9 protein-coding genes and 2 pseudogenes are annotated in these 11,567 nt (G+C 69.3%); 9 read left to right on the plus strand and 2 right to left on the minus strand.

The genetic code is table 11. The annotated features are described in order from the left end of the window. The first annotated feature begins 325 nt into the window (after positions 1-325). The 5 genes from MET2598_RS0109070 (at position 326) to MET2598_RS40870 (ending at position 4,559) form a co-directional block, all read left to right on the plus strand. Positions 326-1,534, plus strand: a complete 1,209-nt coding sequence (locus tag MET2598_RS0109070) for an FIST N-terminal domain-containing protein (RefSeq protein WP_018260604.1) — start codon at positions 326-328, stop codon at positions 1,532-1,534. Beyond that, entirely contained in the window at positions 1,531-2,889 is a 1,359-nt protein-coding gene (locus tag MET2598_RS0109075) for a hybrid sensor histidine kinase/response regulator (protein ID WP_018260605.1), read from the plus strand. The genes MET2598_RS0109070 and MET2598_RS0109075 overlap by 4 nt, the downstream gene beginning before the upstream one ends. A gap of 208 nt (positions 2,890-3,097) precedes the next feature. Continuing rightward, the gene (locus MET2598_RS0109080; RefSeq protein ID WP_012332750.1) at positions 3,098-3,331 is read left to right on the plus strand and encodes a GcrA family cell cycle regulator; all 234 of its coding nucleotides are present in this window, start codon (positions 3,098-3,100) and stop codon (positions 3,329-3,331) included. Positions 3,332-3,939: 608 nt separating this feature from the next. Continuing rightward, a complete protein-coding gene (locus MET2598_RS0109090; RefSeq protein ID WP_018260607.1) occupies positions 3,940-4,227 on the plus strand; it encodes a YARHG domain-containing protein in 288 nt (95 codons plus the stop codon). A 101-nt stretch (positions 4,228-4,328) separates the two neighbouring features. Then, on the plus strand, positions 4,329-4,559 hold the full coding sequence (locus MET2598_RS40870) for a hypothetical protein (protein WP_157182109.1): 231 nt from the start codon (positions 4,329-4,331) through the stop codon (positions 4,557-4,559). A gap of 30 nt (positions 4,560-4,589) precedes the next feature. Here MET2598_RS40870 and MET2598_RS0109100 read toward each other — a convergent pair whose 3' ends face one another. After that, positions 4,590-5,747, minus strand: coding sequence for a YncE family protein (locus MET2598_RS0109100; protein WP_018260608.1), 1,158 nt, complete (start codon positions 5,745-5,747; stop codon positions 4,590-4,592). Positions 5,748-6,262: 515 nt separating this feature from the next. After that, on the minus strand, positions 6,263-6,454 hold the full coding sequence (locus MET2598_RS42680; protein ID WP_018260609.1) for a hypothetical protein: 192 nt from the start codon (positions 6,452-6,454) through the stop codon (positions 6,263-6,265). Between the two features lie 3 nt (positions 6,455-6,457). On the opposite strand from MET2598_RS42680, the gene MET2598_RS0109105 reads away from it, so the two are divergent. The 4 genes and pseudogenes from MET2598_RS0109105 (at position 6,458) to MET2598_RS0109120 (ending at position 11,469) form a co-directional block, all read left to right on the plus strand. Then, positions 6,458-7,636, plus strand: a complete 1,179-nt coding sequence (locus MET2598_RS0109105; RefSeq protein ID WP_018260610.1) for a Hint domain-containing protein — start codon at positions 6,458-6,460, stop codon at positions 7,634-7,636. A 508-nt stretch (positions 7,637-8,144) separates the two neighbouring features. Next, positions 8,145-8,687: pseudogene (locus MET2598_RS38860) on the plus strand (IS66 family transposase zinc-finger binding domain-containing protein); the annotation flags it as partial. Further along, positions 8,602-9,785, plus strand: a pseudogene (locus tag MET2598_RS36185) (IS3 family transposase). The pseudogenes MET2598_RS38860 and MET2598_RS36185, both read left to right, overlap by 86 nt. Positions 9,786-10,092: 307 nt before the next feature. After that, the gene (locus MET2598_RS0109120; RefSeq protein WP_018260613.1) at positions 10,093-11,469 is read left to right on the plus strand and encodes an ABC transporter substrate-binding protein; all 1,377 of its coding nucleotides are present in this window, start codon (positions 10,093-10,095) and stop codon (positions 11,467-11,469) included. Positions 11,470-11,567 lie beyond the last annotated feature (98 nt).

Raw genomic sequence — 11,567 nt, forward strand, 5'->3', positions numbered from 1 at the left:
AGGGTGCAACGCGGCGACGACTGTGCCCCTGCACCTTGGTCCAATGGTGGCCGCGCGGGGGCCGGACGTATCGTTCTGACCTTCAGCGGTCGGAGGAAACGTCGCCGCGAAGCAGGCGGGAACCGGGGTGGGCATCATGGCGGGGGCGCCTTTCCGGCGCGCCTGCCGATCGCGGGGGCGATCGCCGCCCCGTTCCCCAGCGCAGGCGCAGTCGCCGCACCGGCTGCGCCTGCGCACCCTGCCGCATTTGCCTCTTCTCCCAGCAATCGCCATAATCGAGCCCGCCCCGCCGCGGCGTTCCGGCGGCGGGCCTGGGAGACACGCCGTGGCGCAGGGCACGCGCGCCTGCTCGCACCTTTGCGGCATTCAGACGGCCTGGACCGATGAATCCGAGGCGGAAGCGGCGGTGGCGGCGTTCGCGGACGCCCTGCAGCGCGAGCCGATCGGGCACTTGGTGACCTTCTTCTCGCCCGCCTACGGGGCCGGGGCGGTGGCCGGCGCCCTGGCGCGACACTTCCCGGGCCTGCGCGTCTCCGGCTGCACCTCGTCGGGGGAGATCAGCCCGACGGGCGGCCTCGACCGCGGGCTCGTGGCGGTGGCCTTCCCGCGGGCCGGGTTCCGGGTCGCCTCGGTGCTGCTGCCGGAGATCGGCCACCTCGACGCGGAGCGCGCGGCCTCGGCCCTGCGCGCGCTGCGGGCGGAGCTCGACGCGATCGGGACCGGGGGGCAGCGCTTCGCCCTCTCGCTCATCGACGGCCTGACCAACGCCGAGGAGGCGGTGATCTCGGCGGTCTCGACCGGCCTCGACGGCGTGCCGCTGGTGGGCGGATCGGCCGGCGACGACCTCACCTTCCGGGACACCGCCCTGATCCACGACGGCGCGGTGCATCGCGGGGCGGCGATCCTGCTCCTGATCGAGACCGACTTCCCGATCGAGATCTTCAAGAACCACAATTTCGAGCCGACCGGCGCGAAGTTCGTGGTCACCGAGACGGACCGCGAGCGGCGGGCCGTGCGCGAACTCAACGCCGAGCCCGCGGCGGCCGAGTACGCGCGGGCCCTCGGCCTGCCGCTCGAATCCCTGACCGCGACCGACTTCGCGGCCAATCCCCTGGTGGTGCGGATCGGCGGCGACTATTTCTGCCGCTCGATCCGTCACCTCAACCCGGACGGGTCGCTGAGCTTCCTGTGCGCGCTCGACGAGGGGGTCGTCCTCACCCTGGCGCGGCAGAAGGACATCGTGGCCGCCACCCGCGAGGAACTGGCGCGCCTCGACGCGCGGCTCGGCGGCCTCGACCTCGTGATCGGATTCGAATGCGTCCTGCGCCGCCTCGATGCCGAGTTGCATCAGGTCCGGCATTGCATCTCGGACCTGTACCGCCAGTACAATGTCGTCGGTTTCGAAACCTACGGCGAGCAGTTTCGCTCCATGCACCTGAACCAGACCTTCACGGGCATCGCGATCGGGCGGCAGCCGGCGCCGCGGGCGGTGCCATCCGGCCCCGCGGGAGGCGCCATGGGGATCGCCCGATGAGGACCGAGACGATGGAGGCCGCACCCGCCGAGGAGGTGGCCGCGCTGCACCGCCGCATCGCTAAGCTGGAGCGCATCAACGCGGCCCTGATGTCCCAGGTCGAGCGCTCGATGGACCAGCAGGGCACCGCCTACTCGCTGTTCCAGACCGCCATCACCCTCGAGGGGCAGGTGCGCGCCAGGACCGAGGAGCTGACGGCGCTGATGCGCAGCCTCGAACGCTCGAACCAGGCGCTGATCGCCGCCAAGGAGGAGGCGGAGCGGGCCAACCGCTCGAAGACCCGCTTCCTGACCGCGGCGAGCCACGACCTGCTCCAGCCCCTCAACGCGGCGCGGCTGTCGCTCTCGGCCCTCGGCGACATGCCGGTGGGGGCGGAGGCGCTCGCGATCGTCGGCCAGGTCGAGCGCGGGCTCCAGACGATCGAGGACCTGATCAAGACGCTCCTCGACATCTCCAAGCTCGATGCCGGGCTGATCCAGCCGCAGCCGCGCAGCCTGAAGCTCGCGGACGTGTTCGCGAGCGTCGAGGCGAGCTTCGGCCCGCTCGCGGCCCGCAAGGGGCTGCGGCTCAGCGTGCGCCCGGGCGACCTCTGGGTGTCGAGCGATCTCGTGCTGCTGCAGCGGATCATCCAGAACCTGGTCTCGAACGGGATCCGCTACACCCGCACGGGTGGCGTCCTGGTCGCGGCCCGGCCGCGCGGCGGGGACGTGCGCGTCGACGTGATCGATTCGGGCGCGGGCATCCCGGAGGCGGACCGGGAGCTGATCTTCGAGGAGTTCCACCGGGGCGGGCGCGAGAGCGTCGACGGGGAGATCGCGCTCGGACTCGGCCTCTCCATCGTGCGCCGGTCCGCCGAGGCGCTCGGCCACCGGCTGAGCCTCGTCTCCCGGGTCGGCCACGGGTCCCGCTTCACCCTGATCCTGCCGCGCGCCCAGGCCGAGGCGCCCCGGCCGGCCCAGCCCCTCGCCCTGCCGACGAGCCTCACGGGGGCGCGCATCGCCGTGATCGAGAACGACCGGGCGGCGCTGGAGGCGCTCGCCCGGCTGTTCCAGAACTGGGACGCGCACGCGCTGGCGGCCCGCGACCATCTCAGCCTGATCCGGCTCACCGGCTCCACCTGGAGCCCGGACGTGATCATCGCGGATTACCACCTCGACGGCGGAGCCTGCGGCCTCGACACGGTGACGTGGCTTCGCACCGTGCATGGCGGCGACATCCCGGCCGTCGTGACGACCGCCGACCACTCGCCGGAGGTCGAGGCCCATGTCCGTGCGGCAGGCTGCGAGCTGATCCACAAGCCGATCAAGCCCGGTCAGCTGCGCGCGCTGCTGGCGCATCTCCTGAGCAAATCTTGACCGGCCCCGCGCGCGACGCAGGCGTGCCCCGCGGCGCCTCAAGGGGGGCGGGACTTGCTTTCCCGCATCATGCTCTCCAAATTGGGCGAATCGCGCTGTCCCTGCGACCCGTGCCGCCACGGGTTCCACGGGCGGCGTGCCGCTTCACTTCTCGAACCGGCCCGCCGTCCTCACCTGGACCGAGTGGAGGCCCGTGAGTCAGTCACCGATGAACCAACTCGTGCGCATGTCGCATCTCTTCCCTGCCGAGACCGTCGAGGAGCCCTCTCCGGAGCTCCGGGTTCCGTTCGCGCAGTCGGGCGCGTTCGTGTGCAAGTTCATCATCGGCGAGCCGAACGACCGCGCCATCTGCTGCGGGGCCCCGGTGCAGGACGGCAAGAGCTGGTGCGCCTTCCACCGCCGGATCGTGTTCGAGCCGGCCCGGCCGGGCCGGCTGCGCTGAGGGCGCCCCCCGGAGCGGCCGTCAGGGCCGCCGCGGCGCGTCGGCGCTGCCGATCGTCGGGTAGAGAGTCCGCAGGACGAGGCCGGCGCGTCGCAGCGGCGGCCGCGCGGCGGCCAGCCACGGCCGGAGGGATCGGGCAGCCGGGCGCCGCGCGCGGGTCGGGCCCGCCGCGACCCGTGTGATCGCCGGTGGGCCGACCGCGGGCAGCGGGGGAATCCTCCGCGAGGAGCGGACCGGCTGGGCGGGCAGCAGCGAGCGCGCCGGCGGATCGACCCACCGGGCCTGGGCGCGCGCTGCCGACGGGCCCGCGAGGGCGAGAATCGCCGCCGCGCAGATCAGCTCCACGGCGAACCGGCACCGCGTGACGTGACGAGTCGCCAAGTGAAGGGGCCTCCCGCCGCGCCGTGCGCGGCCGCGGAAACACCGCATAGACGAATCTGTCCCGCGTTGAAACTCTCCATATCTGTGGACGGCTGCGTTTCGACTGGAATCCGGGAGTCTGATGCGACATCTGTTCTGCGCGAGGTGCGCCCGCGCATAGCGCCGCCAGCGCCGCGGGGCATCCTCGACCCGCCGCGCCGCTCGGCGGCGCAGGGAGGTCCGACCCCATGGCTCACCGCTCGATGCTGCCCACCCTCGCACTGGCCGGACTGGCCTGCGCGGCCGCACTGTCGCCCGTCCAGGCCTTCGCCCAGGGCTGCGAGGAACTCTGGTACCAGCGCAACCGCATCTTCAAGGAAGCGGGCTACTGCTTCCGCACGCCCCGCGGGATCCGCGCCTTCGGCAATGCCGGCTGCCTCTACGACGACGAGCGCCAGGTGCCGCTCTCGGCTGGTCAGCGCGAGGCGGTGACGGCGATCCGCCGCACGGAATCCGTCCTCGGCTGCACCCCCTGATCCGGGATCCGGTTGACCGCGGCGGATCCCGGATCACGCGCCCGCGCGGCGCTTGAGCGAAGCCCGAATCCGACATCCCGAAGGGATCGAGCGGATTTGGTGTGAACGGCGTGGTGCCGCTCTTGCGACCATGGCGTGACCAGATCGAGGAGCCTGCCGCCGTGGTCCAGAACGACACCGAGCCGTCCCGATTCGAGCCCGCATCGCCGATGCCGGATCGGATCCGCCGCGCCGCCATGGTGCTGACGCTGATGCTCGGCATTCCTCTCAGCCTAGCATGGCTGGGCTTCGTCGGCTGGAGCGTGCTGCGCCTCGCCTTCGCGGTGCTGTGACGCGGGAGCCGCGCGGCTCCCGCGCCGGGCTCAGGGCTCGGCGGTCCGGAACCCCGCGCCGCCGGCGCCGAGGGCGACCGGCGCCTGGGCGCTCAGCGCCTCGCCGTCGAACCGGAACACCTCGATGCGCCGATCCACCATGCACTGGACGAGCACCGTCCGGCCGTCCCTGGTCCAGACCGCTCCCTGGCACCAGCGCCCGATCGGGGCCTCGGCCACCTTCCTCAGGTCCGTGCCGCTCACCGCGTAGATCCGCAGCACGCCCTTGTCGTTGAAGAAGGGCGACGCCTTGGCGAGGTTGCTGCCGTTCTCGATCACCAGGGCGGCGTGGCGCCCGTCCGCGGAGAGGCGGATCCCCTCCGGCGTCGGCCCGACCGTCACGGTGTTGACGACGCGCGCCGGCTTGGCCCGCAGGTCGATGACGCTCACCGTGTCGTGGTCCCCGGACGATTGCCCGACATTGGCGACGAGCGCCACGTCCCCGGACGGGGTGATCTCGATTCCGTAAGGGCGCACGCCCGCGGTGAAATCCCGTTTCGCGTAGGTGACGCGGCTTCCCTCCACGGCGAGGACCGAGACCTTGTTGTCGCCGTCGCGCGTGACATAGGCCTCGCGCCCGTCGCGGGAGAACACGACGTGGCTCGGCCCGGCCTTGTCGTTGCCGAGATCGACCTTCCCGGCGGGGCTGACCTCGCCACCCGCGATCTTGAAGACCGAGAGGGTGCCCTCCGTCCGGTTCGCCACGAGCGCCAGGGTGCCCTCGCGGTTGATCGAGACGCCCGCCGCCCCCTTCCCGGCGGTCAGGGAGGCCCTCACCCTGGGCGGCGTGCTGGTGAGATCGATCACGGTGACGCGGTCGTCCGGCACGATCCTGGCGGCGTCGTTCGGGTCCACGCGCGTGGCGCTGGTGACGATCGCGAAGGTCTCGTTCGGGGCGACGGCCACCGATTGCGGCGGACCCACGACGCTGGCCGGCGCCTGCACCTCGCCGACGATCCTCGGCGGGGAGGCCGAGAGGTCGAGCACCGTGACGCTGTCCGGCACCGGCGGCGTCGCCGGGACCTGGGCGCCCGCGTCGGTGAGCACCGTGTGGCCGTCATTGGCCGACACGGCGAGTTCCGCTCGCAGGGGCGTGGCGGCCAGTGTCGCGGCGGACAGGAACGCGAACGCGCGAAGACGCATGCCCATGATGGTGATCCCCCCGGGGGGGCGCGGTCGTTCTTCGCCGCGCTCCGAAGCGGCACTGTAGCCCGGGACGTGCGCGCGGCCACACCATTTTCAGCACCGACGGCGACCGATCCGCCCGCGCGAAGCTCGGTCACGGGGCAAGGCGACGGAGGCGGCTTGCGCCCCTCCCTGGGGGGCGGGCTTCGTCAGCGACAGTGGGGCTCCAGATCTCGCCGCCCACGTCCGTCGCACCCGGTCGCCTCGCCGCCCCCGCGCGATCGGCAGGACGCGATCTGGCCGTGCGCGATCTCCTTCCCTGTGAGACCTCGCCCGCCGCGCCAATCCCTGCGCTGCATTCATCAACAGGGAACCGTTTGAGCCGACGATGTTTGCACGCCAGTGTTGCAGAGAAGCACTTGTAAACGTACTGGTGTATGTATATCCATGAATTTTGTCGATCGGCGCGAGCCGAACCAAGCAATCGGGAGGGCGGGTTCCCAATGCCTACGCCAGTTGTGTTCAATAATAGCTCTTATCTAGCCGCTTATCTTGGTGGCGACAATGACGGAGTCAACAATTCCATCTTCAACGTTCAACAGCTTGGCGATGCCGACTACTTCGTAAACGGAACCGTGAATAATCCTGGAGATCCAGTAACTTTCACGAATCAAGCCGATCCGACTGCGGTCATCACTGTCTATGCCACGAATCTCGATGATCCGAATCATATCGTGTTCACCGAGAACGCGGATGGGACTGGATTTGGGCTCCTCGCGTCGAACGTCCCGCTGACGGTAGGCGACAACATCACGTTCGGCGAGACGAGTCTCGGTGACTACCAAGTGCCGTGCTACTGCACCGGCACGCTGCTTCGCACCGTCGACGGCGACGTGGCGGTCGAGAACCTTCGCGTCGGGGACCTCGTCGTCACCGCGTCGGGCGAGCACCGCCCCATCAAGTGGATCGGCCACAGCGCCCTGGATTGCCGCAGCCACGCCAATCCGGCGGCCGCCCGCCCCATCCGCATCCGCAAGGATGCTTTCGGCCCCGGCAAGCCGGCCCAGGACCTGCTCGTCTCGCCCGCTCACGCCATCTGCCTCGACCTGCTCGGCGAGGTGCTCATCCCCGCCTCCGCCCTCGTCAACGGCAGCACCGTCACTCAGGAGGAGGTCGAGGAGGTCACCTACTGGCACGTCGAGCTCGACAGCCACGATATCCTCATCGCCAACGGCCAGCCCGCCGAGAGCTACCTGGAGATGGGCAACCGCGGCTTCTTCCTCGACGCGGCCGCCTCCGCCCTGCCCGACGCGCCCGTGCGCAGCCATGACGGCTACTGCCGGCCGTTCCACGACGGCGGTCCCGTGGTGGAGGCCGTGCGCGCCCGGATGCAGCGGCACGCCGAGGCCATCGGCTGGCAGATGGCCGCCTCGGAGGCGTGGGCAGAGGTTCACCTGGAGGTGGACGGTGAGATCGTGCGGCCGGCCGTGCGGGACCTGACGGCCCGGTTCATGCTGCCCGCCTCCGCGCGCGAGGTGTGGCTGGTGAGCCCCACGAGCGTGCCGCGTCACGTCGGCGAGAGCGGCGACGAGCGGGTGCTCGGTCTGTCGGTGGTCGGCCTGACGCTGGACGACGGCCTGGGCGAGCCGCGCATCGTGGCGCTCGACGATCCGCGCCTGGGCGAGGGCTTCCACGCTCCGGAGGAGGCCGGTGCGGCGCGGCGCTGGCGCTGGACCTCCGGCCGGGCGCGGCTGCCGGCCGAGCTGCTGGCCGGCCTGACCGACACGGTGTTCCTGCGGGTGGAGTTGGCCTGCGCGCCGCTGCCGCGCTGGCAGGCGCCCGCTTCCGCGCGGGAAGCGATCCAGCCGACCCGCATCGGCCGGACCCTGACCCTGGTCGCGAGCGCCGCGTAACCGCGGAGAGAGTCGACCGACACCGGCGGCCCGGGTTGCCGGTGCATCCCTCCCGCTCTCGGGCCTGCCCGGGAGCGGGAAAGCCGTTGCTCGGTCCCGGTTCGTCGCTGGCGTCGTCCCCCCTCCGGCCGTCGGGAGAGGCGGGCCGGGGTCGAGCGTCGCCCGGATCGCCCGCCCCCCGCAGCCCGCGGGCGACCTCCCGGGAGATGCCGAACGCCTCGCGGGCGCGAGAGTGTTTGGCGGAGGCGGATTCCGCCCTTCTGAGGAAAATTCACCTTTACCTTCAGATGATTAGCTTTTCGCTTTGAGCGCCTACCCACATGTGTACTACATGAAGACAGCGAAAGTAGACGAACTGCAGCGCTCGGGTGCGGACTTGACCGCTGCCGCGTCCTCTCACACCGCCTGACGTCAACGCTCGATGCGGTCGAGCCGTAGGCCGGCCCTTTGGCGGCACGCCTTGATCCCGCCGCCGAGGAGAGCGCACCGGCGGTGAGGCCCGAGTGCACGGCGCGCCAACCGTGGCGCTCTGCCCGCCCACCTGCCGCGCGTCGAGCGCGTAGTCGACATCGAGAGCACCGCCTGTCCCTGCTGCGCAGGCCGCCTGCGTCGGATCGGCGAGGACGTGTCCGAGCGTCTCGACGTCGTGCCGGCCCAGGTCCGAGTCATCGCGATCCGGCGTCCGCGCTACGCCTGCCGCGCCTGCGAGGACGTGATCGTGCAGGTCCTCGTCTACAAGTACGCCGACCACTTGCCGCTCTATCGGCAGGCGCGGATCCTGACCCGCCAAGGCGTTCACCTGGACCGCTCGACCCTGGCCGACTGGGTCGGGCGTGCAGCCTTCCTGCTCCGCCCGGTCCACGAGCGGCTGCTCGAGACGTTGAAGCGGTCGGAGAGGCTGTTTGATCCTCCCTCGGTTTCACGGACACCTCTGATCCGCTCTGGCGGAGCGGGGAAGGTGTCGGATGGCGAAGACGAGACGGGAGTTCACGCCCGAGTTCAAACGCGAAGCGGTCGCCCTGCTGGAGAGCAGCGGCCGGCCGCAGATGCAGATCGCGGCCGAGCTCGGGATCCAGCCCTCGATGTTGCGGCAGTGGCGTGCAACGCTGAACGGGGCACCGCCCCGACCGCGGCCGGCAGGATCGACCGGGGCCTTGCCATCAAGCCCGATCGCCTCGCCGTCCGATCAGGCCGCCGAGATCGCCCGTCTGCGGCGTGAGCTCGACCGCACGCGCATGGAGCGCGACGTCCTAAAAAAAGCCATCGGCATCTTCGCGGAGATGCCCACGTGACCTACGCCTTCATCGAGCAGCATGCGCGGACCTGGCCGGTGCGTCTCATGTGCCGCGTGCTCGACGTCTCCCCCAGCGGCTTTTACGGGTGGCGGTCACGGCCTGAGAGCGCCCGCTCGGCCTCCAACCGCCAGCTCCTGGACGATGTCCGGCGCATCCATGCCGCCCACCACCGGCGCTATGGTGCCCCACGCGTGCATGCCGCCCTGCGGGCCGAGGGCCGTTCAGCCAGCCGCGGGCGGGTGGAGCGTCTCATGCGCCGGCACGGCATCCGTGCCCTGGCGGGGCGTCGGTTCCGGCCCTGCACGACCGACAGCCGTCACGATCTCCCAATCGCCCGGAACCTCCTGAGGCAGAACTTCTCGGCCGCGCGGCCGAACACGGTTTGGCTGGCCGACATCACCTACCTGCCGACCGGCGAGGGCTAACTCTACTTGGCTGCCGTCCTCGATCTGGCCACGCGCAAGATCGTCGGCTGGTCGATGCGCGATCATATGCGCACCGAGCTGAGCGTGGCTGCGCTGATGATGGCCGCCCAGCGGCAGCGACCGGCCGCCGGGCTTATCTGCCACTCGGATCGCGGCAGCCAGTACGCGGCCGAGGCCTACCGGAGGCAGCTCGCCGGCATGGCGGCCAGGCCGTCCATGAGCCGGACGGCCTGCTGCTACGGTAATGCCCCGATGGAGAGCTTCTTCCACACCCTCAAGGTCGAGCTCGTCCATCAGCGACGATGGGCGACCCGGGATGAGGCGCGCCGCGACCTGTTCGCTTACATCGAGGGCTACGACAATCGGCAGCGCATCCACTCGGCACTCGGTTATCTCACGCCCGAGCAAGCCGAACGGACCGCGAGCTAAACTCCCCGTGTCCGCGAAATCACGGGAGGATCAGTGACGTGGCCGAGCGCCGACTCGGCGCCGGACGCCCGGCGGAGGACCGCCCTGCGCGCAAGCACGACGTACGGGCGGCGCTGGCGCGCAGCGCGCTTCGCTCTTGCGGCGTTGCTCGCGCGCCCGATGGCAGGTCACAATATTCAGTGAGAGTGCGCGGCGCTGCCATCGCTACGCTGTTGCCGCCGACTATTCCGGTTTGCCTCGGACTTCGTCCCATGCTGAAATCTCGGGCAGCCGCCCGATGAACGAGGCGGATGGGAGGAGAGAACCGATGAGGCGAGGCATCGCGGGAGCGTTGTCGTTGGGCGCGTGGGTGCTGGCCGCGATGCCAGCCGTCGCGCAGGACAAGACGCTCACTGTCTGGTTCAGCAAAGGCTTCTATCGGTCTGAAGACGAGTCCCTCTGGGCGACCATCAAGAAGTTCGAGCAAAAGACCGGAATTAAGGTCGAGCTGTCGCAGTACGCGATTCAGGACATGATCCCGAAGACGGTCGCGGCGCTCGACTCCGGTTCGCCGCCGGATGTCGGCTATTCCGATACATACAACAATCAAGCTGCTGGCAAGTGGGCCTTCGAGGGTAAGCTGGAGGATCTCACTGACATCTTGCAGCCGATGATGCCGCGCTTCGCGCCGCAGACGGTCGAGCACGTGCTACTCTACAACGACCAGATCCACAGGAAGGCTTACTTCGGTTTTCCTCTGAAGCGGCAGACACTTCATACTGAAATCTGGGGAGACATGATCGAGAAGGCCGGTTTCAAGCAGAGCGATATTCCGACGAGCTGGGCCGAGTACTGGTCCTTCTGGTGTGATAAGGTTCAGCCCGCTTACCGCAAGGCTTCAGGTTCCCGCACCTACGGGATCGGCGCGCCGATGGGTGTGGAGTCGACTGACAGTTTCCAGTCCTTCTACGCCTTCATGGACGCCTATGACGTTAGGCTCGTCGACAGCGACGGCAAGCTCCTCGTCGATGATCCGAAGGCACGTGACGGTCTGATCAAAGCCCTCAAGGACTATACCGATCCCTATGTTAAGGGATGTGTCCCTCCATCCGCGACGACCTGGAAAGACCCCGACAACAACGTGGCCTTCCACAACCGAACGACGGTGATGACGCACAACTTCACGATCTCCATCGCGGCGAAATGGTATGAGGACAGCCTCAATCCGAGCGCGACTGACGAGCAGCGCGCGGCCGCCAAGAAGGCCTACGAGGAGACGATCATCACCGCGCCGTTCCCGAACAGGCCCGACGGTAAACCGATGACCTACCGCGCGGACGTCAAACACGGCGTCGTCTTCGCCGGTGCCAAGAACAAAGCGGCCGCCAAGGAGTTCGTGAAGTTCATCATGGAGGAAGACAACCTCCGCCCTTACGTCGAGGGTGCGCTCGGCCGCTGGTTCCCCGTGACGAACGCCTCGATTGAAAGCACCTTCTGGCAGGCCGACAAGCATCGCAAGGCCGTCTACAATCAGTTTAAGTCGGGTACGGAGCCGTTCGATTATGTCAAAAACTACAAATTCACGCTGATCAACAACGAGAATGTCTTCGCCAAGGCGATGAACCGGGTCGTGAGCGAGAAGGTCCCGGTCGAGAAGGCCGCCGACGAGATGCTCGCCCGCATCAGGCAGGTCGCTGCGCCGTAACGGGGCCGAGCATTGTCCGCCGGGGCGGTGATCGGTTTGGCGGCCGACATGATGCGGGAACAAGGGGCTGAGCGGAGTAGTCCGATGCGGTTCTGCTC

The sequence above is a fragment of the Methylobacterium sp. WSM2598 genome (assembly GCF_000379105.1).
GTDB lineage: Bacteria > Pseudomonadota > Alphaproteobacteria > Rhizobiales > Beijerinckiaceae > Methylobacterium.

Coding starts and splice junctions, on each gene's coding strand:
- MET2598_RS0109075 (WP_018260605.1), top strand. CDS start 1,531: ATGAGGACCGAGACGATGGAGGCCGCACCCGCCGAGGAGGTGGCCGCG.
- MET2598_RS0109080 (WP_012332750.1), top strand. CDS start 3,098: ATGAACCAACTCGTGCGCATGTCGCATCTCTTCCCTGCCGAGACCGTC.
- MET2598_RS0109090 (WP_018260607.1), top strand. CDS start 3,940: ATGGCTCACCGCTCGATGCTGCCCACCCTCGCACTGGCCGGACTGGCC.
- MET2598_RS0109100 (WP_018260608.1), bottom strand. CDS start 5,747: ATGGGCATGCGTCTTCGCGCGTTCGCGTTCCTGTCCGCCGCGACACTG.
- MET2598_RS42680 (WP_018260609.1), bottom strand. CDS start 6,454: ATGATTCGGATCATCGAGATTCGTGGCATAGACAGTGATGACCGCAGT.
- MET2598_RS0109120 (WP_018260613.1), top strand. CDS start 10,093: ATGAGGCGAGGCATCGCGGGAGCGTTGTCGTTGGGCGCGTGGGTGCTG.